The organism is Rhizobium sp. 05L419 (genome assembly GCF_056397845.1).
Window position 1 is genome coordinate 184,128 of record NZ_JBFTOF010000008.1, and the last position, 24,342, is coordinate 208,469.

General features: G+C 62.1%; 22 protein-coding genes and 1 pseudogene. 10 read left to right on the top strand and 13 right to left on the bottom strand.

Features of this window, described 5'->3' with window-relative positions; all coding sequences use genetic code 11:
* Positions 1-124: 124 nt before the first annotated feature.
* From ybaK to AC1DMK_RS13605, 4 genes are all read right to left on the bottom strand, one after another.
* Positions 125-598, bottom strand: a complete 474-nt coding sequence (gene ybaK, locus AC1DMK_RS13590) for a Cys-tRNA(Pro) deacylase (RefSeq protein ID WP_037062632.1) — start codon at positions 596-598, stop codon at positions 125-127.
* Between the two features lie 3 nt (positions 599-601).
* On the bottom strand, positions 602-952 hold the full coding sequence (locus AC1DMK_RS13595; protein ID WP_037062630.1) for an ArsC family reductase: 351 nt from the start codon (positions 950-952) through the stop codon (positions 602-604).
* Entirely contained in the window at positions 953-2,011 is a 1,059-nt protein-coding gene (locus AC1DMK_RS13600; protein WP_477859641.1) for a M14 family zinc carboxypeptidase, read from the bottom strand.
* A 90-nt stretch (positions 2,012-2,101) separates the two neighbouring features.
* Positions 2,102-2,284, bottom strand: a complete 183-nt coding sequence (locus AC1DMK_RS13605) for a hypothetical protein (protein ID WP_477859642.1) — start codon at positions 2,282-2,284, stop codon at positions 2,102-2,104.
* 310 nt (positions 2,285-2,594) lie between these two features.
* Between AC1DMK_RS13605 and AC1DMK_RS13610 the strand changes: the two genes are divergently transcribed.
* Positions 2,595-3,824 carry a glycosyltransferase gene (locus AC1DMK_RS13610; RefSeq protein WP_477859644.1) on the top strand — a complete coding sequence of 410 codons (1,230 nt, stop codon included), beginning with the start codon at positions 2,595-2,597 and terminating at the stop codon, positions 3,822-3,824.
* Between the two features lie 92 nt (positions 3,825-3,916).
* The gene (locus AC1DMK_RS13615; RefSeq protein ID WP_477859645.1) at positions 3,917-4,480 is read left to right on the top strand and encodes a methylated-DNA--[protein]-cysteine S-methyltransferase; all 564 of its coding nucleotides are present in this window, start codon (positions 3,917-3,919) and stop codon (positions 4,478-4,480) included.
* Positions 4,481-4,986: 506 nt separating this feature from the next.
* Here AC1DMK_RS13615 and AC1DMK_RS13620 read toward each other — a convergent pair.
* Together AC1DMK_RS13620 and AC1DMK_RS13625 are read right to left on the bottom strand one after the other, a co-directional pair.
* Entirely contained in the window at positions 4,987-5,475 is a 489-nt protein-coding gene (locus tag AC1DMK_RS13620; RefSeq protein ID WP_477859647.1) for an SRPBCC family protein, read from the bottom strand.
* Complete coding sequence (locus AC1DMK_RS13625; RefSeq protein WP_307144695.1) at positions 5,450-5,806, bottom strand: ArsR/SmtB family transcription factor; 357 nt, start codon at positions 5,804-5,806, stop codon at positions 5,450-5,452. The genes AC1DMK_RS13620 and AC1DMK_RS13625 overlap by 26 nt, the downstream gene beginning before the upstream one ends.
* Positions 5,807-5,951: 145 nt before the next feature.
* Here AC1DMK_RS13625 and AC1DMK_RS13630 point away from each other — a divergent pair, with 145 nt between their 5' ends.
* Positions 5,952-6,593 (top strand): dihydrofolate reductase family protein, encoded by a 642-nt coding sequence (locus AC1DMK_RS13630; protein WP_477859649.1) that lies wholly within the window; start codon positions 5,952-5,954, stop codon positions 6,591-6,593.
* Between the two features lie 565 nt (positions 6,594-7,158).
* Here AC1DMK_RS13630 and AC1DMK_RS13635 read toward each other — a convergent pair.
* The gene (locus AC1DMK_RS13635) at positions 7,159-8,055 is read right to left on the bottom strand and encodes a LysR family transcriptional regulator (RefSeq protein ID WP_477859651.1); all 897 of its coding nucleotides are present in this window, start codon (positions 8,053-8,055) and stop codon (positions 7,159-7,161) included.
* A 268-nt stretch (positions 8,056-8,323) separates the two neighbouring features.
* On the opposite strand from AC1DMK_RS13635, the gene AC1DMK_RS13640 reads away from it, so the two are divergent.
* Positions 8,324-9,058 (top strand): SDR family NAD(P)-dependent oxidoreductase, encoded by a 735-nt coding sequence (locus AC1DMK_RS13640; RefSeq protein ID WP_477859653.1) that lies wholly within the window; start codon positions 8,324-8,326, stop codon positions 9,056-9,058.
* A 42-nt stretch (positions 9,059-9,100) separates the two neighbouring features.
* Complete coding sequence (locus AC1DMK_RS13645) at positions 9,101-9,700, top strand: NADPH-dependent F420 reductase (protein ID WP_477859655.1); 600 nt, start codon at positions 9,101-9,103, stop codon at positions 9,698-9,700.
* A 662-nt stretch (positions 9,701-10,362) separates the two neighbouring features.
* On the opposite strand, the pseudogene AC1DMK_RS13650 reads toward AC1DMK_RS13645, so the two are convergent.
* Positions 10,363-10,650 (bottom strand): annotated as a pseudogene (locus AC1DMK_RS13650) (type II toxin-antitoxin system HipA family toxin); the annotation flags it as partial.
* 404 nt (positions 10,651-11,054) lie between these two features.
* On the opposite strand from AC1DMK_RS13650, the gene AC1DMK_RS13655 reads away from it, so the two are divergent.
* Positions 11,055-11,312, top strand: a complete 258-nt coding sequence (locus AC1DMK_RS13655) for a nuclear transport factor 2 family protein (RefSeq protein ID WP_477859657.1) — start codon at positions 11,055-11,057, stop codon at positions 11,310-11,312.
* Between the two features lie 232 nt (positions 11,313-11,544).
* Here the strand turns inward: AC1DMK_RS13655 and AC1DMK_RS13660 are convergent, their stop codons facing one another.
* Positions 11,545-14,031, bottom strand: coding sequence for a DEAD/DEAH box helicase (locus AC1DMK_RS13660; RefSeq protein ID WP_477859658.1), 2,487 nt, complete (start codon positions 14,029-14,031; stop codon positions 11,545-11,547).
* 354 nt (positions 14,032-14,385) lie between these two features.
* Between AC1DMK_RS13660 and AC1DMK_RS13665 the strand changes: the two genes are divergently transcribed.
* The 4 genes from AC1DMK_RS13665 to AC1DMK_RS13680 are packed head-to-tail and all read left to right on the top strand — an operon-like array spanning position 14,386 to position 22,722.
* Complete coding sequence (locus AC1DMK_RS13665; RefSeq protein WP_477859660.1) at positions 14,386-15,969, top strand: TIGR02677 family protein; 1,584 nt, start codon at positions 14,386-14,388, stop codon at positions 15,967-15,969.
* Positions 15,966-17,252: a TIGR02678 family protein gene (locus AC1DMK_RS13670; protein ID WP_477859662.1), complete on the top strand. Its 1,287-nt coding sequence runs from the start codon at positions 15,966-15,968 to the stop codon at positions 17,250-17,252. The genes AC1DMK_RS13665 and AC1DMK_RS13670 overlap by 4 nt, the downstream gene beginning before the upstream one ends.
* Positions 17,249-21,427, top strand: coding sequence for a TIGR02680 family protein (locus tag AC1DMK_RS13675; RefSeq protein ID WP_477859664.1), 4,179 nt, complete (start codon positions 17,249-17,251; stop codon positions 21,425-21,427). The genes AC1DMK_RS13670 and AC1DMK_RS13675 overlap by 4 nt, the downstream gene beginning before the upstream one ends.
* Positions 21,424-22,722: a TIGR02679 family protein gene (locus AC1DMK_RS13680; RefSeq protein WP_477859666.1), complete on the top strand. Its 1,299-nt coding sequence runs from the start codon at positions 21,424-21,426 to the stop codon at positions 22,720-22,722. Before AC1DMK_RS13675 ends, AC1DMK_RS13680 begins: the two co-directional genes overlap by 4 nt.
* A 356-nt stretch (positions 22,723-23,078) precedes the next feature.
* Here the strand turns inward: AC1DMK_RS13680 and AC1DMK_RS13685 are convergent, their stop codons facing one another.
* The 4 genes from AC1DMK_RS13685 to AC1DMK_RS13700 all read right to left on the bottom strand — a co-directional run.
* Complete coding sequence (locus AC1DMK_RS13685; RefSeq protein ID WP_477859668.1) at positions 23,079-23,441, bottom strand: nucleotidyl transferase AbiEii/AbiGii toxin family protein; 363 nt, start codon at positions 23,439-23,441, stop codon at positions 23,079-23,081.
* A complete protein-coding gene (locus AC1DMK_RS13690; protein WP_477859670.1) occupies positions 23,350-24,012 on the bottom strand; it encodes a hypothetical protein in 663 nt (220 codons plus the stop codon). The genes AC1DMK_RS13685 and AC1DMK_RS13690 overlap by 92 nt, the downstream gene beginning before the upstream one ends.
* 93 nt (positions 24,013-24,105) lie before the next feature.
* Positions 24,106-24,207 (bottom strand): hypothetical protein, encoded by a 102-nt coding sequence (locus AC1DMK_RS13695; RefSeq protein WP_477859671.1) that lies wholly within the window; start codon positions 24,205-24,207, stop codon positions 24,106-24,108.
* 49 nt (positions 24,208-24,256) lie between these two features.
* Positions 24,257-24,342 (bottom strand): SEC-C metal-binding domain-containing protein (locus tag AC1DMK_RS13700; RefSeq protein ID WP_477859685.1); only part of this gene is annotated, 86 nt, incomplete at its 5' end.

The window sequence follows — 24,342 nt, forward strand, 5'->3', positions numbered from 1 at the left end:
ACAGCCTCGTAGACTTAGTCGCCTTTGCGGCGAAAATGAAGTCGGCAATCAGCCGAAGACGGCGGCTTGCAACCGCCGTCCCCAAGACGCTCAATCAGAGTGCAGACGAGGACGCCTTCTGATTTCAGGCAATCAAGGAGGCGGGGACGGCCTTCAGGGTGGTCAGCGCATCCTTCGGATCGAGCCTGACCTGCAGGCCGCGCTGGCCGCCATTCATGTAGACAAGCGGCTCCGCCAGCGCCGTTTCCTCGATCGCTGTCGGCACGAGTTTCTTCTGGCCGAACGGGCTGATGCCGCCGACATGGTAGCCGGTCAGTCGCTCGGCGTGCGCCGGCTTCATCATGCTGGCCGATTTGCCGCCAAAGGCACCCGCCAGCTTTTTCATGCTGACCTCCCGGTCCGAGGGCACGACGACGCAAACCGGCTTGCCGTCGACTTCCGCCATCAGCGTCTTGAGAACGCGATGCGGTTCTTCGCCAAGTGCCTCGGCCGCCTGCAGCCCGACGCGTTCCGCGTTCGGGTCGTAGTCATAGGTGTGAACTGTAAAGCTGACGCCGGCCTTGGCGAGAACCTGCGTGGCAGGGGTGGTCTTTGACATCGGTCACGCCTTGAAGAAGCTGTCGTAGCTGTCCGGCTTGAAGCCGATCAGCAGCTTGCCGTTCGCCTCTACGACCGGACGTTTGATCATCGATGGCTGCTCCAGCATCAGGGCAATGGCCTTGCCCTCGTCGAGATCGTTGCGGTCGGCCTCCGGCAGCTTGCGGAACGTGGTGCCGGCGCGGTTGAGGACGGTTTCCCAGCCGGCTTCCTTCGTCCACGCCTGCAGATGCGCCCGGTCGATGCCAACGGCCTTGTAATCGTGAAATGCGTAGGCGATGCCGCGCTCTTCGAGCCAGCCACGCGCTTTCTTCATCGTGTCGCAATTCTTGATGCCATAGATCGTGACGGTCACTTAGTCCTCCAGCGTTCCGGCCTTGCGTGCCGCCTTGCTCGCGGTCTTGCAGGCGATCTTCATCAGGTCAGTGCGGCGGCGGACGAGGCGTTCAGAGCTGCGGGTGACGATCAGACCCGCCTGCGGCGCGCGAACCTCGGCAGTGCCGTCTGCCATGCCGGGACGCGTGATCAGCGTCGCCAGCAGATCGCCTTCGGCGACATACTCGCCGATATTGCACTGGAAGAGGACGATGCCAGCCTCCGGCGCACGGATCATCTCGACATTGTCGAGTGCCACGGCGGGGCCGCTGAACGGCGCCAGTGCAACGGGGATCTCGATCGCACCGCGGTTTGCGAGAAACCGAAACAGTCCTTCAGCATCCTTCTTCGCCAGGTCGGGATAGACGTCGCGACGGCCGCGAAGTTCGACTGTCACCGACAACTTGCCCGGCAGCTGCGATGCCTTTTTGCCTGACTTCTCATGTTTCCAGGCGAAGGCGACCGCCTCTTCGAAGGCCGAGCTTTCGCCGTCGGAGAGAAGAACGGCCTCCATGTCCATGGCCGATGCCAGATCGGACGCCTCCGGCCAGAAGGCGTCGTCGATATAGGCATACTGCAGCGATTCGTCATCGCAATGCAGGTCAATGACAAGGTTGCAGCCGAGCGCCATGTGCAGCAGATGCCGCTTCAGCTTTTCGACGGCAGCATAGTGGGCCAGATTCTCGACAAGCCCATCGCGATCCCCGACCGAAATCAGCGGAAATTCCCGATTGAAATTGGTGCGCGATCCGAGATCGAACCGGCCCTGAAGTTCACCGAAATGCGATTGTGAGGCACCGATCGGGTTCGCATGCGGCACGACGATGATGTCGCTTCTGATCTGCCCTGCGCTTTCTGCCTGGCGCAATTTCTCGCACAGGAAGTGAACAAGTGCTGTGCCGGGAAGTTCATTCGCGTGGAGCGCCGCCTGGATATAGACCTTCGGCGCCTTGGGATCGCTGCCCTGGAAGCGGAGAACGGGGAGCCGCCATTCGATACCAGCAGTGTCACCCGCAATGATGATCTCTGAAGTGTTCATGGCTCTCCCTGCCGTCAAGTCGCTGCTGCAGGAGCTTTAAGCGACTTACGCAGCCTGAGGCAAGCCGTTATGCACGAGCCCCTGCAGCAGCTAGCGGCCGATGCACTCGTGGGCGCCAGCGCCAGCGCGGTTTCGGATCAGAGCAAATTCGTTGGCGGCAACAGTCACCGGCTCTGTCAAGGTCGTCCTGGGGATCGCGTCACCGTCGTAGAGCAGCGTGACATGCGGGTGGAAATCGCGCTTGATCCTGGCGTCTCCAGCCAGATTGTACATTTCGATCCCGATCTCAACACTCCGCTCGCAGCCACCTCTGCACATCCAGGCATTGGTCGAGCGCTCGCGGATCCGGCAAAATAGCAAACAACGGGTTCTCTTTGCCAAATCTTGACGATTGCGGAGTCATTGTCGCCAAAGCGAAGTCGAAGGACGATTGCGTGTTCTGTTCGTGCATGACCATCTACCGGAGCATTTGCCCCGCCTCTCGTTCTCTAGGCAATGAGCGGATGGTAGCACCAGACGATCGGAAAACAAGAACAAAAGAAGAACATTTAACCATGGCGGCCGCCGCCGGGGGAGTTTTCTCATGCGTATCCTGATGGCGTGCGCAGCGTTTCCGCCGTTCATCGACGGCGGCGGTCCGATTTCCGCGATGATGGTGGCCAAGTTGCTGCTTGCGGATGGGCACAAGCTGGAGGTCGTCAACGTCTCGGGCGAAGACAAGCACGAGATCTACGACGGCGTTCCCGTGCGCCGCCTGCGGACCCTCAATGTCGATTGGAACTATCGCCTGCCGCGACCGCCCTGGAAAAAGCTCCTCTGGCACGCACTGGAGAATTTCAATCCGAGGGCATTCGTCGTCATGCGGCGCGAGATACGCCGGTTCAAGCCTGATATCGTGCTCACCGACAGCATCGAGAATATCAACGTCGCCACCTGGGCGGCTGCGAGAAGCTGTGGCGTGCCAGTCTGCCATATCCTGCGCAGTGCGTTCCTCCTCTGCTGGAAGGCCAGCATGCGGCGCGGCGACGACAATTGCGCGCGCGCCTGTTCGTCGTGTCAGGTGTCGTCCTATGGCAAAAAGTTCTTCTCGCGCTACGTCGATGCGGTGGTCGGCGAGACGGACTTCATCATCGGTCGCCACCTCGAGCACGGGTACTTCCAGAATGCCAGCAGCCACAAGGTGCCGGGCGCTATTCCGACCGTCGTGCGCCGTGAGCCCCGGTCGCCGCCTTCGGGGCAGGTGCGTTTCGGCTTCATCGGCGTGCATGACCCGGTCAAGGGTCTCGATACGCTGGCGCTCGCCGCCCATCGCCTGGTCAACAATCCGAATGTCGGTTTCGTCATCGCCGGCAGTGCCAAGAGCGATTACTCCAAGTCGTTGCCGCAGAAGTTTCCCAAGGAAAATACCTGCTTTCTCGGCTGGACGAAACCGGAGGATTTCTTCCCGCAGATCGATGTCCTGGTCGTGCCGTCGCTCTTCCGCGAGCCGTTTGGGCGTGTGGTGATCGAAGCCTTCGCGCAGGGCGTGCCCGTCATCGGCGCTCGCTCTGGCGGCATTCCGGAATCGATCGATCCGGGCGTCGACGGCTTTCTGTTCGATGCCGGCGACGAGGTGGCGTTGGCAAAGCAGATTGCCGATCTGGCCGCCTCGCCGGAGGCAATCCCCGCACTGTCGCGTGCAGCACTTGATGCTGCGCGGCGCTATGAGCCGCAAAAGATAGCTGCTGGCTTCAACGCAGTCTTCGCCGGGTTGAAACCCGGACTGGCAGAGACGCCGAGCGAGGAAACTCGCTCGCTCAAAGCCCGCGGCTAGGGAAGGGAAACCGCCCCAAGGCGCAAGAAACGGGTTGAATTCGAAGCTCTGCCGTACGATTTTCATGGCATGCCAATACGGAGGCTATGGCCATGGGACAGGCAGCGCACCACTACTTCATCTTCGAGACTGCCGGCGGTTTCTGTGGCATCGCCTGGAACGATGTCGGAATCACGCGTTTCCAGTTGCCCACCAAGGGTGCCGAGGCCACGGAGCACCTGTTGTTGCGGCGCATTCCGCGCGCAGAACCGGCGGCGCCGACGCCTGAGGTGGCTGACGCAGTGGCGGCCGTGAAGCGCTATTTCGAGGGCGAACAGACGGATTTCTCCGGCATCAAGCTCGATCTGGACGGCCAGGACGCGTTTTTCAGGCAGATCTACGATGCCGCACGGCAGGTCGGCTGGGGCCACACGACCACCTATGGCGCGTTGGCAAAGCAGCTCGGCGTCGGGCCCGAGGTAGCCCGCGATGTCGGCCAGGCGATGGCCAAGAACCCTGTTGCCCTGATCATCCCATGCCACCGCGTCCTTGCCGCCGGCGGTAAAATCGGCGGCTTTTCGGCGCCGGGCGGCTCATCGTCCAAGATGAAGATGCTCGAACTCGAGGGCGTTAGCCTCGATCCGCCGAAGCCAGCACAGCAGTCGCTGGATTTCTGACCGGATTGGCTCAGGCCTCCCGCACGGTTTCGTAGTCCGCAGCTTGGGGGACGCGCGATATACTATGTGCCTCAGCGGAGGTATCCACGTGCCCGGACATCTGCTGCCGACCGCGCATCCGAGATCGCAGCGGGGCTGGCGGGGACTTTTGGAGCCGCTGGAAAGCGGCCGCCTCTAGGCTATCATTCCCACTCGATTGTTMGGAGACAGGTCAATTAATTGAATTTATTGGGAAAACATTTTTCCGTCCAAATGCTACCGGCCAGGGAATCAGACGCTACAGAAAGCCGAGTTTTTCAACAATATCGGGCACTAGAAGTCGTCAGCCGCCGGCCGCTAGCGCCCCCATGCTGTCGCATAGATCAAGATAGCGGCCGCCGAAAGCAGACATAGTGTGTGGCCATCCTGCTCCGTCAAGCTGTGACTTGTGCGATCAAGCGCAGCTCGATCTGCACGCCGCCTCGGCCATCGCCAACTGGCGCGCGCGGCACTGAGCGGCCAACGGCTCAGCCGTCCAGCCAGGCGGCGAGGCCGTCCAGCGTTTGCAGCCCGTATTCCACTGCACCGAAGCCGATGACCACCTTACGCCGCTCGCGGCTGGGGTGGAGCTGGCGCATGGTAAGCACCGTTTTGCCGTCGGATTGCTCATCGAACGTCACCGTGGCGCGGAAACGGTCGGGGTCGTCGGGGTCGGGCGTGCCATAGTCCATCACGATCCGCTCGTTCGGCACGATCTCCAGAAAGCGCATGAGGTTCGGGAAGCGCTGCTCCTGGCCCTCGAACACGCCCACCATGTCGAACCGCCAGACCCCGCCCTCGCGGATATCGGCTTCGTGGTTCTCGATGCTGAGGCCGGCCGGGCCGTACCATTCGGCCAGCGCCTTGGGGTCCATCCAGGCGGCAAAGACCTTGTCGCGTGGGTGGTTCAGCAGCTTTACCAGCACGATTTCGCGATCGAGCGACCAGGTTTCAAACAGATTTGCCATGTCCTTCATCATCCTCTTCCGTTTTGTCCAAGTAGACTTCCAGCCGATCCAACCGCTCGGCCCAGCGCCGGCGCTCCGCTTCCATCCAGTCCGCCGCCTCGTCGAAGCGCGCCTGCACCAGCCGGCACCAGCGACTGCGCCCGCGCTTCTCGCTGGCGATCAGCCCGCAATCTTCCAGCACCTTGAGATGCTGGGCGAAGGAGGGCAGCGCCATGTCGAAAGGCTCGGCCAAGGCGCTGACCGGCAACTCGCCCTCGACCAGCCGCGACACCACGGCACGGCGGGTCGGGTCGCTGAGAGCGTGAAAGGCGAGATCGAGGGGAGTCGAATGGTAAGGCATACGCCTTAGTAAATTGAGTCGAGGGCGCCAGTCAAGGATAAAAAGGCACTTGCCTTAGTATTCGGCTCCGAATATAAAGGTACTTGCCTTAGTATCCCTGAATGTAGGGGCGGTTATGGTGCAACCACTCGCAAGGAGGACTCCAGTGGCAGTTCGTGTCGATCTCATTATCTCGCTCGATGGTTTCGCGACAACGACGGACCAGACGCCCGAAGCCCCGTTCGGCGAGGACTGGCCGCGTCTCGTCGGCGCATATGCTGCAACGCGAACGTTCCGTGAGCGCGTGTTAAAGGATACCACGGGAGCAGGGACCACAGGTGTCGACGACGAATACGCGAAAGAGTACTTCGCTAATGTGGGTGCCGAGATTATGGGCGCTGGCATGTTCGGACTCCACAACTTTCCCGACGATCCGAACTGGCGTGGCTGGTGGGGCGACGAGCCACCGTTCCGGGTTCCGGTCTTCGTCCTCACCCACAACCCACGGCCCTCCATAGAGATGGCCGGTGGGACTACTTTCCGTTTCCTCACCACCACTCCTGCTGATGCGCTCCAGCAGGCTGTTAGTGCGGCGAACGGCAAAGATGTGCGGGTTGGCGGTGGTGCTACCGTCGTTCGCGACTTCCTCAAGGCAGGCCTTGTCGATCGTCTTCATGTTGCCATCGCTCCGATTCTGCTTGGGCGCGGCATACGCCTGTGGGACGATCTGCGCGGCTTAGAAGCTGGCTACACAGTCACGGCAGAAACGGCACCGAGTGGCACCATCCACCTCACCTTCCGACGCTAGCCTGTGACTTGGGGCGATCATGGACTGTCCACAGTGGTCAACGATGTCGGCTTCTCGAGTTACCAGTCCAGGTGCTGGCAGTCTGCTTTCGGCTCATTCGGACGTTCTACGGGATGCACATCAATGTCTGCACGTGGCGGAAGCCGCCCTGCTCGCATGCAATTCATCGGCCCTGAATGTCGGGCCGACAACACTGAACTTTGTACGGCGCCGACTGATCCATCGAGCAAAATCATTCCGCTGACGACGAAGAACCGTATCCCGGATCCGTCAGAAATTCTCGCTCTTGAATTCAAAGGAGAACTTCGGCGATCCGCGATTTGCTCGGTTTCAAAGACTATCGATATCGGTTGGTCTATTTTCCTCGGAGTTCTCCGCAAAAGCGGCGTCTCCAGCCTGCCAAAAAGACCGTCAGCGATGGTGAAGTCCGTCGCCGTCAGTAGTGTGACCCTCGCGCCGGTTGCGATACGGCGCAACATTCGCGGATTGAACGACGCCGCTTCAAGCGATCGCAGCTCGGCTTCCGACCGGATTACGGCAAGCGTCGCCGGCGACCTGCCGGGCGTCAGTCGCGCGATATGGACAGCCCCGCGAGAAGCGGAGCGTACGCGGCGAGCCTGCGGGATACGAACTCCGTGAAGAGCCGCACGCGCTTCGTCTTGCGTGTCTCCCCCTGTGTGAGAAGCCAGAGCGTTCCGTACATGTGCAGGTCGGTGCCCGGCACCCTCACCAGTAGGGGGTCGGCATCTCCGACGAAGCACGGCAGTGTCGTAATCCCGAGCCCTTGCCGTACAGCAACGATCTGCGCCTCGGCGTCCGTGGTCCTGAATGGAACCCCCGTGGTGCGAACCTCACCCTCGCTGGCCCAATCCGGAATTCCATGAATGCTTATGACGATCCACCGGATGGGATCAGGCGCGCCCGCACGCCATGCGGCTAGTCGATCGCAGGACATGTAGACGCCGCCGAACAGCTCCGGTCCCTTCAGGCCGTGAAGATTGAGCGGCAGGGTTTTGCGGTCGTAGACGACGCGGATCGCGACGTCGGCCTCTCGGTTGGTCAGATTTGCCAGCTCGCCGGACGACAAGATTTCCATCTCGATGTCCGGATGCAGACGCGCGAAATCGGCGAAGTCCGGCATGAGCAGGTGTGTCGCGAGGGTCGGAGCCAACGTCACCCGCAGAAGCCCGCGCACGCTCTGGTCGCGCCCGAAGACGCGCGTCTCCAGCTGGTGCGACGACGCTTCCATCTGGTTCGCGAGCTCGAGGACCTCCTCGCCCGCAGCCGTCAGGCGGTAGCCCGAAGGCAGCTTTTCGAACATCTGCGCCCCGAGGCGTTCCTCGAGCTGTGCGATGCGTCGCAGCACGGTCGAGTGATACACCCCGAGGCCCTCGGCGGCAGCCCGCACTGAGCCTTCGCGCGCGACGGCAAGAAAGTAGCGAATGTCATCCCAGTCGATCATGGTGCAATCCGGCACCGCGCGGTGCGCCTTCCAAAGCCCGTATCTAACACATCGAACAGCAGTACGGGCGGTCATCATAGCTTATGTCGACGAGTGCGGCCCAATTCCGAACGGCGGACTCCGATCGTCGCGGCTGGCGTCAGTCGTCCAGCCGGATCGATTTTGCACCACCGATGTGCGCACTTCCGCACTCAACAACTGACGCCGGCGGACCCATTTCGAGGTTCTCGGAGGCAGATGCTGTCCGGACACCACAAAAGGAGAAGTCATGGGAAAGCTTGAGGGTAAGGTTGCAGTCATCACGGGTGGATCGAGCGGCATGGCGCTGGCGAGCGCCAAGCGGTTCGTTGAAGAAGGCGCCTATGTTTTCATCATGGGCCGGAGGCAGGAGGCGCTCGACGAGGCCGTCAAGCTGATTGGCCGGAACGTGATCGGCGTGCGCGGCGACGCGGCCGATCTCGACGATCTCGACCGTCTGTTCGACACAGTCGAGCGGGAAAAGGGCGAGATCGACGTCCTGTACGCGAGCGCCGGCACGGGCGAAGCCGTCCCACTGGGCGAGATTACCGAGCAGCATTTCGATGCGACCTTCGGCCTGAATACGCGCGGCACGCTGTTTACGGTTCAGAGGGCGTTGCCGCTGTTCAACGATGGCGGATCGATCTTCATGACCGGGTCAGTTGCTTCGGTGAAAGGTTTTCCTGGTTACGGCGTGTATTCGGCGAGCAAGGCGGCGTTGCGCTCATTCGCACGCACTTGGCTCAACGAACTGAAGGGCAGGAATATCCGGGTGAACGTGCTGAGCCCGGGGCCGATCGCCACACCGATGCAGGACCAAGTTCTCACCGAGGAGGCGAAGCAGATGTTCGAATCCCTGATCCCGCGGGGAAAGATGGGTCGTCCTGAGGAAATTGCGGCGGTCGCGCTGTTTCTTGCTTCAGACGATTCGAGCTTCGTGAATGGGGTGGAGTTGTCTGTCGACGGCGGCTTCTCGGCCATCTGAAGGGCCGGGGAATCAATATCAACACGAGATCGGAGAAGCATTATGAGCTATGCGATTGTAGGATTCGGTAAGATAGGCCAGGCCCTCGCCCACGCCTTCGCCCGTAAAAACATCGAGGTGGCCGTCGCGAGCCGCCGGCCGCCCGAGGTGTTGGCGCCGCAGGCTCGGGCGATTGGACCCACGGTCGTCGCCAAGTCGCTGCGGGATGCACTCGAGGCCGACACAATCATCTTGGCGGTCCCGTTCGGGGAGCATCGCGAGGTTGCGAAGGCCCTGCCGAGCTGGAAAGGCAAGACGGTCATTGACACGATGAACGCGTTAGTTCCCCTTGAAGAGCTGGACGGCCTCCCGTCCTCCGCCTTCGTCGCCAAGGCGTTCACCGGCGCCAAGTTCGTCAAAGGTTTCAATCACCTGATTGCGGCCACCCTGGCTTGCGATCCGATCGTCGAGGGCGGCCACCGGGTCGTCTTTCTGTCGAGCGACGACGAGGACGCGACCGCTCCCGTGGCGGCCTTGGCCAAACAACTCGGGTTCGCACCCGTCAAGCTGGGAAAGCTCAACGAGGGTGGCGCGCTGGTGCACGCACGCGACTGCATTTGGGGCCAGCTCATCTTCCAGGATTTGTTCAAGAAGGAGCAGTAATCGATCTACGACCGTGTGATCGACGCCGAGAACTGGTCGCGCGCGCTAACTTCTTCGAGCAGCGCGCGACCGAATATTTGAAGGCCACAAAGTCGCGAAGGTTGGGGTGGGCCTGACAGCGTATGGGCGCCGTTCGAAGAGCGGGGAGACGCCCGACAGAGCGGCAGATCTGCGGGTCGCCTAGAATCTATCGACTGCTATCGATAGCCTAGGATTCGCTCGAGTGTCCTCTGCTATCCGATACTACTCCACGGTACTCCCCTTCACTCCCACTCAATTATTCAAATAGACAATAAGCATTTGAAATCACAAAATAATCCTTTCTTCCCGAAAAGAGAGGCCGCCTTTCGGACCGTCAAAATTCTAGACCTATTGATTTTAAAGGAAAAATCTGCACAGAATTTTTTCTGTGGTTTCAGCAACTATCGGCGCCAATCGATCCTCTTGGCAAATTTGCTAACAAGCCACCGCAATCACATTAGCGATAAAAAGTACCGGCATCCACGTAGCAGAACCGCAGTGCCAAGGCTAGGGCGGATGAAAACCTCATCAGCCGCAAGTCGCCGGCTCTGTACGGAGGGATTGATGCTCTATCGGGAATTTCGGGTCGTTGGACCAAGTCGCAGCGGCTATTCCCCCTCTCGCCCAGCAATGGGTTTGGCTCACTTCTCAGCGCAGGTGCTCAATATCGGCGTTAGCGCCTTCACATGTTTGTCTATGCGCTCGAGCACTTTCTCCGGAATAACGCCGCGCTCGGGCAGATGCCACCAGTGCCCGTTGACGCGTTCGACGGTTTTCGACCACTGCCTTCAGCACAGCTGGTTCCGGAAGCTTTGCGCGATTGGCAAATGCCTTCCATCGCGGTGCGCGGCTAGCGCCTTGAACGATCGCTCCCCTCCGAGCGAAAGCGTCATCGCGTCTGCGGGGATATAGGGCACCGTCGACAGAACGCTCGCCGACATGCCCTTCGGTTCACGTCCTTAGAACGACCGTGGGGCCCTACAAGGACGGCCTCGACCCCGTGAACGTTGCCCACGATACGCTCCAGAACGACATGATAGCGCACAACCGGATCATCGACCTGCTGACCCTCAGGTCGTAGACGCGAAACCTGAATACAGAAATGGCGAAGGAGTTACATGATGGCATTGTCTGACTTTGGTGAGCCGGTGACCGCGGGTGCGGCATCCAGCATTGATGGACCGAGCGAAGACAAACTTCGCGCCGCCGACCTCGCTCAGATGGAGGCCGGCGCCCGCAGCGATGCCGCAGCAACCGCCAAGATCCAGCATCCGAACTATCTGGGGAACGCACTCAACAACAAAGTCGTGGATGCTGCTACGGTGCGGGAGCTATGCGATCAGGAGCGATCGCATCCGACAGGTTTGAGCGCACGATCGAGCGTCTCACCATTACAGGAGCTGTCGGCGTCGTCATGGGAAACGAGACGATCACAGCGACGCCGGGTAGCATATCTGGTCAGATGTTTGCATCAAGCCCGCTGATCCGACGCTTCACCAATGTCTATGTATGGGAGGATGCACGCTGGCGGCTGCTGGCGCGCCACGCCAACGTGGTCCCCCCGCAATCGACGGCGAACGTTAATCCGTAGCGGAAAAGAACCGCGAGTCTGCGCGGCTTCTACCACTATCAGTATCGATCGGCCGATTTTCGAAATCTTCAGCAGGAACGACGTCATCGGCTCGGGGGAGAAAAGACCATCAGTCTGCGACGGACACGCCCGATCAAATTGCATCTGCAAATCGACCAGGCGTAGAGGTGGCGGGAAAGGTGAGCCCGATGTGACAACTCCTCTGCTGTCGGCCGCGCGGTCAGAGGTTTTATCACCGGCCCCGCAACGTGTCCGCGAGCGCCGACAGCGTATTGGCAAGTTGCCGCGCGGTTTCCGGCGGCGGCAGCGGCATTTTGAGGTTTTGCGCGCCGGTGGCCGGATCCCGCTCAATCCATGGATGCGCCGGAGCGCTGGGATCGTTGGCAGCCGCCAGAGCAGCAATAAATTGCGCACCAACCTGCACCAAGGCTTGCCACGGATCTGGACCTGCATCGCGTGATGATGCTCCAGCCCCATCAGCCTGCGCGAGCGCCGTCTCGCCAGCGCCAACGTTTACATTCGCATTTGCATCTTCTCCGGATCCGGCGTCATCGGCAGTAACGATATTCCTGACTTCCTCTGCCGACGTCACGGCCTCGCCCTCACCCATACGCCCGGTGACGTTTTCCACGTCCTTCATGAAGCGACTGAGGCGCGAACCACCGAGCGAGATCTCGCCGCTGCCGCCGTCGAGAATTCCTGCCGATAAGGAGCGTTTGAACGCCAGCACCGAAAGCATGCCCTCCTCGATGGTGCCCTTCGCCACGAAATTGATGACCCGCACCGGCCGTTTCTGGCCCATGCGATGAATGCGCGCGATGCGCTGTTCAAGGATCGCCGGGTTCCACGGCAAGTCCATGTTCACCAGGGTCGAAGCATGCTGCAGATTGAGGCCCGTGCTGCCAGCATCTGTCGAAAGGAACACGCGGCAGGTGGGGTCGTCACGAAACCGCTCAACCAGTGCCGGCCGTTTGTCCGATGGCACGCCGCCGTGGAAGCTGACGTAGCCCAGCCCACGCTCCTCAAGGCGGCGGATGAGGATGTCGTGAGTCCGCGTCCATTGCGAAAACACCACCGCCTTGGCCCCGGGCTCGGCGAACAAATCTTCGAACAGTGCCGCCAATTCGTCTGCCTTGACGCCATGATCGGTTTCCTGGTCGAGCAGATAGGTGCTGTTGCACGACATGCGCATGTTCTGTAGCGCACAGGTCAGCCGCCGCTGATCCTTGTCCGACAGGAATTTCGTCTTGTGCCAGCGATGGACGATTTTCGCCACCACGTCGGCGTTTTCCTGATGATAGAGCATTTGCATCTCGGTCATCGGCACCAGCAGGTTCTGGTCGGTCCGGCTGGGCAGTTGCCGCAGCACCTCGGATTTGCGCCGGCGGATCATGACCGGCGCCAACGTCTGGCCGATCTTCTCCAGCCCGGTATAGCCGGTGACGCGTCCGGCTTCGTCCTTAACCTGATGCTCATGCAGCAGCTTCCAGGTTGGCCCGAGCCGGTGCTGATCGACAAACTGGACGATGGAAATCAGTTCTTCCAGCTTGTTTTCCAAGGGCGTCCCGGTGAGCACGATCGCATAGGAGCTATCGATGCGTTTCAAGGCGCGCGCCGCGATGGTGTTCCAGTTTTTCACCCGTTGCGCTTCATCGACGATCACTAGGTCGGGCGCCMAGGCGGCGATCAGGTCGAGGTCCGGCTTGAGCTTCTCGTAGTTTGTGATCTTGCAGAAATCGTCCAGGGCGAAGTCCTTCTGCCGCTGCGCCCGTCCGCCGTTGATGACGCGCACCGCATGTTTGCCCTGTCGCCTCGAAAAACGCGCAATCTCGCTTTGCCACTGATATTTGAGCGAGGTCGGGCAGATCACCAGAACTTTCGAGACGCCGAAATGCCGCGCCAATATTTCTGTTGCGGCGATCGCCTGTATGGTCTTGCCCAGTCCCATATCATCGCCGATCAGCGCCCGGCCGGTCCGTACCGCGAACAGCGCGCCCTCGGCCTGATAGGGGTAGAGCGGTGCCTTCAATAGCGCTTGCAACCCGGGGTCGGCAGCACCGCCCGGAAATAGCTGCTCGAGCTTCGAGGCCCGCCGGTTCGCATCCCTCCTTCCGACGATGAAATCGAGCGCATCGTCATAGGCACGGAACTCGTGACCGGACTTCGATATTTGGGCCATGAAAGGTCCGAGGTCGCCTAAACGGTCGTCCGGAAGCATGCCGTCGCATCCTTTGTCGAACAAGGCCGCGGCGGCCTCGCTCACCGCCGGCGGGCAGTCCGTTCCGGCACGAAAATGCACGCGGCGTTTGCCGTCATTGCGCAAATACAACTCTGAAAATGCCGGCTGGTAGCCGCGCGCAAACGCCGTCTTCGCGCCGCGCTTTTTCTCCAGCTGGGCAAGCGTGAATTCGATGTGCTTGCAAGTACCCAACTCGCTGGTGGCGTAATCGGGGCATGAACAGAAATTGCCGCCTGGCCCCAAACCTCGAATCGCCACCCGATAGCTGGATTTCGAAACTGGATTACTGACCCTAAATTCCGAGAAAAACGGCTCGCTGTTGAGATTTTCAAGACCGAAGGCCTGCTCGCGGCCGAACTGGCGGCGCAGGGCGCGTTGCCAGTCCACCGGCGATAGATCGGCAGGCGCATGGGTGCGCGAGAGCTTGGGCTCCTTGTTCGGCCGGGTCGCGGAATTCAGATTTTGGCGCTTGGATTTCATTGAGATATATTCCCGTTCAGACAGTCTCTCACGAGGATGGGAACCCGGGACCGCCGACCTGCGGAGCCGGAACAAAAGGCGGCTGAAACTATGCCATCATCGCCAAACACCGCCGTTTCTACCTCCCTCACTCCCACTCGATCATTTGGGACCATCTTAAAAATCTGATTTTCTTAGTCAAAATATTTTTTATTTTCGCGATACCGTCATTGGACCTGCTGGAAAAGCCGGGATATTGATTTAATTGGGTATTTTTAAGCTTTATCGAAGAGTGGCATTTCCAGGTCATCTCTAGGAAATTGAAGACCAAATCGCCGCTGAAAAATCAAAAAACAAGCCATTTGGAATTGCTGCTTGACGACGCAAGAGAACAAAGCGAAAACGTTCGAAGTTGAGCTGAAGGACCGACGATTGCCTGTGCAAATTGTGAATGACTCGGCGGATCTATTTCGCCACGTGAGTGCCGAGAAAGCGGCATTCTACCGCAGCATCATGGACGTCTTCGCTGCGGCCAAGCGGCAATATCGCCTGCAGTTGAGGCCCGACGAAGTGCTTGCCGAAGCCCGATGGCCGGACGGGCCGGCACGCATCGACGAAGTGAATGCAGCGCTCACCCAGCTTGCGGAATGGGGCAATCTCGAATCGCATCCCGACACCGCACGGGTTTCCAGCCTCAGCGATTTCTACCGCGCACGCTTTCTTTACCGATTGTCGCAGGGCGGCGAGGCGGTGGAATCGGCATTGGCGGTCTTCGTGCAGACCCTGCAACGCCGCGCCGAGCTGCAAACGGTAGCGCTAGAAGACATAGCGAGCCGACTGCAGGCCCTTGAGGCATTGGCCGGCGCAGATGAACCTGACGTGGCCAAGATCCACGAAACGCTCCGCGATCTGGTGCGCGTCTTCGAGGGTTTGGCCGAAAACGCGCAGGGATTCATGGCTGGCGTTGCGCGCAGCATCGAACTGCAACAGGCCGAGGCGACCGCGGTGGTGCACTACAAGCGGCGGCTGATCGACTATCTGGAACGCTTCATCGGTGATCTGGTACGCCGCTCCGACACCATTGCACGCCTCATCCTCACTTTGGAATCGGGCATCGATGACCTGCTGAGGCAGGTGGCCGAGCGGGAATCGCGCGATGCGGCTCCCGGCAGCGCGCAGGATCAGGCCGATACGCGAGACCGCTACCTGCAAGCCTGGCGAGAACGCTGGAAAGGTCTGCGCGGTTGGTTCCTCAGCACCGGCCGTGAACCGCCTCAAGCCGAACTATTGCGGGCCCGGGCCCGGTCGGCCATCCCGCAGCTCCTGGCTGCGATTGCTGCGCTCAACGAGCGGCGCAGCGGCCGCAGCGATCGCTCGGCCGATTTTCGCCTGCTCGCCGGTTGGTTCGCCGCTTGTGCCGACAATGGCGACGCACACCGGCTTGCGCGAGCCGCCTTCGCCCTCAATCCGGCACGGCATTTCTCGCTCAACGCGGCCGCGGCCGGCGAACTACCGGCCAGCACCTCCTGGGCCGACGCTGCGCCGCTCAGGGTTCACCCGCGCTTGCGCGAATACGGCGAAGCCGCCCCGCGCGGGCCGCTGCCCCGCGTGCGGGACCGCGCCGAAGAGCGCGCGTTTCTGGCGCTTCAGCTCGCGGAGGAATCGCTCCAGGTCGAAGCGGCGCGCAAGCGCCTCGCCACCAGCCGGCCCGCGCGGCTTTCGGATTTGGGGGAACTCGACATGCATGCCTTCGGCCTGTTCCTGGGCCTGCTCGGGGAAGCGCTGAGCGAACAGGCCGGGCCGGGGGCGCCGGTGGAACGGCAGACGGGAGACGGCTTGCTGCACATCCACCTGAAGCCGCTTGCCTCCGACAGCCACGCCAGGATCGATACGCCGCACGGCGTCTTTGCCGGGCGCGACCATCTGATCACCATCACGCCTTTACAGGAGGGTCGATGAAAGCGATGAGCAGCTCCAACGACAGTCGCAGCATCAGCCTGCAGCAGCAACGCTTCCAGCGCGAGGAGTTTCGCTTTTGCGTTCGCGCCCTTTTGATGACGCCGTTGATGAGCCCGGCACACGAAGATTTCGCTGCCGTACGCCGCCAGGCAGAAGCATTGCGCGAATGGTTTTCGCGCGAGACGGGCTGGATACTGCAGGTCGAGCGTGAGGGCGCACGCCTCTATAAGCGGCCGGCAAACCTGACCGACGCCATGCGCGGTCTTCCCGGCTACGACCGCCGCCGCTATGTGTTGCTTTGCCTCGCCTGCGCAGTACTTGAACGCGCCGAGTCGCAGATCACCTTGCGCGTGCTGGGCGAGAGACTGCTGGAACTCGCCGCGGAGCCAGCGCTCGACTTCACCTTCACGCTCGAGGCGCAACACGAGCGGCGTGAACTCGTCTCGGTTTGTCGCACATTGCTTGAGCTCCGGGTATTGCACCGCGTGGCCGGCGACGAAGAAACATTCGTGCATGCCCGTGGCGGCGATCAGGCCGATGCGCTCTACGACGTGCAGCGCCGCTTGCTCGCCGGCATGTTGGCAGCGGTGCGTGGCCCGTCCACCTGGACGCCGGAAGAAGCGCCTGTCTCGCTCGAAGAGCGGCTGCACACCCTGATCGACGAACATGTGGCGGACAGTGAGGAGGGCCGGCGCACGGCACTACGCCACCAACTCGCGCGCCGGCTTCTCGACGATCCGGTAGTCTATGTTGAGTCGTTGGACCCGGAAGCCCGCGCTTACTTCTTCAACCAGCGCGGAGCGATGGCTGCTCGTCTGTGCGACAACGTCGGCCTGACGGCGGAGCAGCGCGCGGAAGGGCTGGCGCTGGTCGACGAAGCCGGCCTTCTGACCGATGTGGCCATGCCGGCCGAGGGCACCGATGCGCATGTTACGCTGCTGGTCGCCGAATACCTGGCCACCGGCCAAAGGCAGCGACAGGCGCATGGCGCCGATACGGCACAGGCACCCGGGATACGAGAGCACGACATTGCCAGCTTCCTGCACGAGGCCAAGGGCCGGTACGGCCGCTATTGGCGAAAATCGGCACGCGAGCCCGGCGCCGAACGCGAGCTCGCTGCCATCGCGATCGAACGATTGGAAAAGCTGCAGCTAGCGGTACGAAGAGCAGGTTCCGTACATCCGTTGCCGGCGCTCGCCCGCTTCGCGCTGGGCGAGGTCGAAATCCGCAACACCCGCAATGCACCCGCCGCAGCCGCCGGCCCTCTGTTTGAACGGATATGAACGACCGATTGAACCTGTTCGCCTTGTCGCCGGAAAAACCCGCTTTGCCGATGCCGACGCAGCAGCGCTGGCAACCCCTGCGCCTGGGCCTGGTGGAACTCTTCCACTACGACAGCGAGGAATTCTGGTTCCGCGACGGTCATCTGCTGCTGCGCGGCAACAACGGCACCGGCAAATCCAAGGTGCTGTCGCTGACGCTACCGTTCCTGCTCGATGCGCAACTCAAGTCGTCGCGCATCGAGCCAGACGGGGACGGCAGCAAGAAGATGGCCTGGAACCTGCTGATGAACAGCTACGATCGGCGCATTGGCTATGCGTGGATCGAGTTCGGCCGCGTCGCCGAAGACGGCACGCCGCGTTTTCTCTCGCTCGGCGCCGGTCTGTCGGCGACGGCGGCTCGCGCACAGATCGACAGCTGGTTCTTCCTGCTGGAACACGCCGACAGCGCGCCGCGCATCAACCAGGATCTGTGGTTAACGAGCCCACAGCGGGTCGTGCTGACCAAGGAGCGCCTGCGCGATGCGCTTGAAGGCCGTGGCAAGGTGTTCGACACCGCCGCCAGCTACCGCCGTGCCGTCGACGAGCGCCTGTTCCATCTGGGCGCCAAGCGCTACGACGCGTTGATGGACACGCTGATCCAGCTTCGCCAGCCGCAGCTCTCGAGAAAGCCGGACGAGACCGCGCTCTCCAATGCCCTAACAGAGGCCCTGCCGCCGCTCGCACCCGAATTGCTCGGTGACGTCGCCGAAGCGCTCGGACAGCTGGAGGAAGACCGTCGTCAGCTCGAGGAATACCAGGCGCTGGCAAAGGCCGTCGGCCGCTTCGAGGAACGCTATCGCGCCTATACCGGCACTCAGACCCGCCGGCAGGCTCGCTTGTTGCGCCAGGCCCAAACGGAGTTCGACAATGCCAGTCGCCTTCGAGGCGAAGCTCAGGCCGAATTCGACGAGGCGCAAGTGCAAGAAGCGCTTGCACGAACTGCCCACGATGATGCCGAGATCGTGCTGGCGCGTGGGCGTGCACAGCTCGATACTTTGCGTTCCGACCCGACGATGCAGGACGCCAACCGCCTGGAAAACGCCGAGAAGGAGATGGCGGCGCGACGGCAGGCGATGCAGAAAGCCACAGTGGCCGTCGAAGAGGCAGGACGACGGCTGGGGCTCAGCACCGAAGAAACGGGACGTGCCGCCGGGCGCGTGGAGCAGGCCGAACGCGTGTTGGCCGATCTGCACCGGGAAAGCGCGATTCACGCCGATGCAGCGGGCATCGCCGGCCAGCACGCCGGAAACCCCCTTGCCGCATCGGTGGCATCCGCACTGGTCGAGCTGACGCAGCCTGCTTTCCACAGGGCATGCACCGAGCTTCGAAATCTCGTTGCCGGCCGGCGCGAGCAGATCGCTTTGCTGCGTCGCCGCCACGGCGAAGCCGCGCAAGCCGAGGCAGCCTATGTGCGGCGCCGCGAAATCCAAGACGAACGGCAAGCCGAAGCCGAAGAGGCTGTCGAGGGTCGGACCCGGGCCGACGCCGAGGTCGAACGGCAAGGCCGGGACCTGGTGGAAAGCTGGGACCGACAATTCATCGGTCTCAAGCAACTGCTCGTCGATCCCGACGACAGGTCCGCGGCTCTGACTGCCCTGGCGGAGTGGACGGCGACGCTACAAGGCGACAACCCTGCCCGGTACCTGCTGCAATCGGCATATCAAAGCACCAGCCTCTCCCTGACACAACGTCGCGTCGCGCTCGACGGCCGACGGGAGACGCTGGAGATGGAGTGCAGGACCCTCGAAGATGAACGCGGGCGCCTGGAAGCCGGCGACGACATGGCACCTCCTCTGCCCTATACGCGCGGCCCCAATGCCCGCGAGGCGCGCCAGGGCGCGCCGCTCTGGCAGGTGGTCGACTTCCGCGATGCGGTGGCTGCCCCGCAGTGCGCCGGCCTCGAGGCCGCGCTCGAAGCCGCCGGGCTGCTCGACGCCTGGATCTCGCCGGACGGGCGCCTCCAGGTCGGCGACGGCGGCGCGCTGCCATACGACACGCAGGTTCTGGAACGACAGAAGTCTTCGCCATCGCTCGCCGACTGGCTGGAAGCCACTGTGCCGGCCGGCTGCTCCGTGCCGACCACAGTCGTCGAGCGCATGCTGTCGGGTATCGCCTGTGCGGACGACGACCCCATCGACAGCGAGGCCTGGATCGCCCCCAACGGTCGCTTTCGCGTGGGCTCACTGTCCGGCGCCTGGGGCAAGCCGACTGCAGTCTATATCGGCCATGCGGCCCGCGCCGCAGCCCGTACGCAGCGGTTGGCTGAGATTGCCGACCACCTAGCTCAACTTTCCGACGAATTGACGGCCGTGCGAGCCACGGTCGAGCAGCTCGCGCTGGATCGCGAGCAGGCCGACGAAGAGTGGCGCCTTGCGCCCCCCGATGAGACGCTGCGCGGCGCCCATCTGGTCGCCACCGCCAGCGCCCACACCGTGCGCCTCACCAGCGAAAAGCTGGCCGAAGCGGATACGCGGTGCCGCGAGGCCGAACAGGCGCTCAAGGCCATGCGCGAAAAGCGCGCCGCAGATGCGGCCGACCTGCGCTTGCCGGAATCGCCCGATGCGCTGCCCGCCGTCGAGACGGCGCTGGATCATTATCGCGATGCGCAGGCTGGGCTCGAACAAGCGGCCCATGAACTCCGTCTTGCACTGCCCGAGTGGCAACGGCAGCGTTCCCGCGAGAGTGAAGCGCGAAGCGACGTACGGCAGCGCGAAGAGGAATTCGCGGCAGCCCGTATCGAAGCGGAAGACGCCTCCGCCCGGCTCGACGTGCTACGGGAGACGGTCGGTGCCAAGGTCGAGGAACTGCAGCGGCAACTGACCGATGCCCGCCGCGCCGTCGAATCCGGCGAACTTACGCTGAAGCTCGCCGCCGAAGCCCTGCGCAAGGCGGGCGAAGCGCGTGCGGTCGCCGGCCAGCAGGCCGAGACGACGAAGGTCATCCTTCAGCAGCGCGGCGAAGCGCGCGTCCAGACGATATCCAGATTGCAGCAGTTCGCGGTCACCGGTCTGCTGTCGGCAGCGCTGCCCCATATCGAACTGCCTGATATGGCCAACCCGTGGACCATCGACCCGGCGCTTACGCTCGCCCGCCGCGCGGAACAGGAGCTGTCCGGCCTCAGGGACGACGACGAGGCATGGGCACGCGTGCAGCGGCAGATAGCCGAAGAGCTGACCGAGCTGCAGCGCGCGCTGGGCGCGCTGAGCCACCAAGCCCAGGCCGATCCCAGCGACTGGGGCTTCAGAGTGGATATCATCTACCAGAATCGACGCGAACGGCCGGACCGTCTCGCCTTGCGGCTCGCCGAAGAGATCGGCCAGCGCAGCGAACTTCTCACCGCGAACGAACGGGCCGTTCTTGAGAACCATCTGCAGGCCGAGATCGCCGCCGAAATCCAGCGCCTGCTGCAGGCCGCCGAACGGCAGGTCGATGCCATTAACGGTGAACTGCATAAGCGTCCCACCTCCACCGGCGTGCGCTATCGCCTGTTATGGCAGCCGCTGGCCGAAGAGGAAGGCTCGCCAGTCGGCCTCGATGTGGCGCGCAAGCGCCTGCTCAACACCAGCGCGGACCTCTGGTCGGCAGACGACCGGAGCGTCGTCGGCGCGATGTTGCAGCAGCGCATCTCAGCCGAGCGGGAACGCGCCGATTCGAGTGGCGAAAAGGACGGCGGCGGCACCTTGCTCGATCAGCTTGCCCGCGCCCTCGACTATCGCCATTGGCACCGCTTCCGCGTCGAGCGCTGGCAGGAGGGACATTGGCGCAAGCTCTCCGGACCCGCCTCGAGCGGCGAGCGGGCGCTCGGTCTCACCGTGCCGCTATTCGCCGCGGTCGCCAGTTTCTACAGCCAGGGCAGCCACGCCTTGGCCCCCCGTCTGATGCTGCTCGACGAAGCTTTTGCCGGCATCGATGACACCGCGCGTGCGCATTGCATGGGGCTGATCCGCGAGTTCGATTTGGACTTCGTCATCACCAGCGAGCGCGAGTGGGCTTGTTATGCCGAACTGCCTGGCGTCGCCATCTGCCAGTTGCAACGGCGTGAAGGCATCGATGCCGTGTTCGTTTCGCGGTGGACGTGGGACGGCCGGGAAAAGGCGCCTGAGGCCGACCCCGATCGCCGATTTGCGCCGGCATGAGCGATCAGGTCGACGCACGTCTTCAACGCCTGCTCGGCGGCGAGCATCTCGCTTCGCTTCGCAAGCGACTGCGCCAACGCTTCGAGCGTGCGCCGCTCGAAGGCGCTGTCGAACATATTCGCGTCACCGAACTTAGCGCAGAGGAGCACGCGACGCTAGCCTCTCTGCTCGGCCGTCCGCAGCACCGTTCCAAGTCCTTGCAGCTCGACGTTCGTCACGTCGATGCTGCCTTGCAACGCTCGGGGATCGCCACGTCCTTGCGCGACGCGTTGGAAAAGCTCGACGGCCCTATCATTCATCTTGCCAAGGCGCGCCTTCGGCTGCAAACGCTCTGGTCGGGGGTAATCGATAGTTGCAGCCATGCCGGCTTGGTCGCCTTCCTCTTGACACCGAAGGGCATCGGGCTGCTCAAGCGGCTCGCTCGACAGGATATGATCGTTGCAACGAAACTTTGTTGGGGTGTTGGAGAGGTGCTGCGACGTCTGCCGGCGAAAGGCATCACGCGTTCGCAACTGGCCGCCGACGTGTTAGGCGATGCCCATGCGCTCGACAATGGCCGGGCGGCAGCGGCGCTGGTGCTGGCAGTCTGGCGTTGGACCGCGATGCCCGATTCCGGTAAAGGTAGCGACACGCTGCTAGAGCCGAAAGAGGACGCCGATTTGCAGGCGACCGGCAGTGCTGCGGAGCGTGCGCGTGACATCTGGGCCAGCGCAGGCGTTCTGGTCAATGAATTGGCACGCCCGGCCCTATTTTTGAACCTCCCCTCAGGTAAGTGCGAAAGCGGTCGTTGGCTCCCAGGAGAACCGGTCTACGCATCGCTACGATCGCTGCTGCGCTCGCCGCCCCAATGGGATGCAGCGGGCCGCAAAGTTTATGTGTGTGAAAATCCCAACCTGCTCGCCATCGCTGCTGACCGATGGGGGGCTGGCTGCGCCCCGCTGGTCTGTACGGACGGCATGCCCGCTGCCGCACAGCGATGCCTTCTGTCCCAACTTGCGCAGGCAGGGGCGCGGCTCTGCTATCACGGCGATTTCGACTGGCCGGGGTTGCGTATCGGCAACCACGTCATGCGCGAACATGGCGCGGAGCCGTGGCGCTTTGGCGCCATCGACTATCTTGACGCCGTCCGGACGGCGTCAAGCCTCGCCCACCCACTCGAAGGGCAAACAGCCGAAGCATCATGGGATAGGGCGCTAGCGCTTGCAATGCGTGAACACCGCGTGGCCATCGCTGAGGAGGCCCTGGCCGCCTCGCTGTTACAGGATCTCGATAGTCGATCATGCTTCTTTCCCTAAAGCATGCATATTTCATCTATGGTCGGACTGGGCACATTTCAAACGAATTCGCGTTCACGGACCGCGTCGTTCTGTGTCTCAGTTCGCGTCGGACCTGCGTTCGGCAGTCGAACGGTCGCGTGCAGGCAAGAAGGGGCAAAGCATGATGTTGCCGGTCGGAGACCTTGCCCTTGGTTCTTATCCGACATCTGTGGCGGGGATCTAGCCAATCTGTGCTCGTCACCAGTTGATTCTTTACATATGCACCGTACTTCTTGCCGCAAAACCAGTTTTGTTCATGGCGCCTGTGTCGCAGCTACGCACTCGCGCGAGAATGCTGCCACTTGGCTAAGGGCAAAAATCAAAAAGGTCGCTGCTTACTGACGATCTGATGCGCCCGCACGATGGACCCACCAGCGCCCAGACTGCATCCACACCTCCACCAGCGACAGACCTCCGTGGTCGATTGATTGTGCGTAGGCACGCCACTGGCGTTGCTTGGTCGTATCGTCCAGCATGGTCGCTGAAAGTTCGAGGGGTCGATCGGTAGGAATGTCGGTATGTCGCCGCGCGAAAGTCGCTCGGATAGCAGCATCAAGATCCGTATCTGCGATAGGGACTGCCCTGGGGATCGCCCACAGATCGAAATTATCTTTCATGCGGCCGTTGGCGACGCCGAGCGCGACCGTGCCACTTGGCTTCCACCAGATAGGTGTGACCCTGGAGCCTGAAGCTCCCATCGATCTGCTCTCCCACGATGCGAAACGCGCCGCGCGGCGCAAGCCCGAACCTTGCGAACAACTCGTTGAGGAAGCCTTCAAACCGAAGGCCCCGGGTCTGCGGATCAAGCTTGGGGATCTCGATCAGAAGCGCCGCAAGTTCCTTCGCCTTCGCCTCGCTCAGCATCGCCGCCGCTTGTGGAGAAGGCTCCTCCGTCTTTGGCTGTCCAAAGCTGCTGAGGAAGCCGGGATCAAGCAACTCGGGAATTTTGAATTGCACGCCCGGAAGGAGAGTGTTCAGCCGGTCAATTTCGGCGCGGCTCAGGGCATTGCCCTTGCCGCGCCGGTACGTCATCGCCTGCCGAACGATCGCTACGATCAGCTTCGTGAAAAGCGATCGGCGCCGTTCGAGAGTGGCGGTCAAGAGCTGGACGATCGCCGGCCGCTTGCTCCCTGGAATCCATAGCTCGCCGATGCCAGCCTGGGCGGCCGCAAGCGGAAACGCCGTGCGGGTGTTCCCGCTGCCGGGAAGGAAATCGTAGAAGAGATCGGCCAGGTCTTCGACAGCCTGGGCTTCACGGAATGACAGCATAGATCAGTGGCCCTCGGCCTCTTCCATTCGCGCTTCAAGCTCGTTGAGGAACGGCGAGCGCCTCCAATACATCCGCCCGCGGCCGGTATCGACCTAACCGGAGTACAGCATGTGGATCTCGTCACGGGCCCGCGTCAGGCCAACATAGAACAGCCGTCGGCTTTCGCGTCTCACCTTGATTGGGTTCTTCCGCATATTTGGTGCAGGTCAGGTCTCCGCCTAATTGCGGTTTCGCTATGGTTATTCAGGAGCCGGTCCCGCAGCATTTTTTGAATTTGTTGCCTGATCCACACGGGCAGGGATCGTTTCGGCCGGGACTGGCAAACGAGC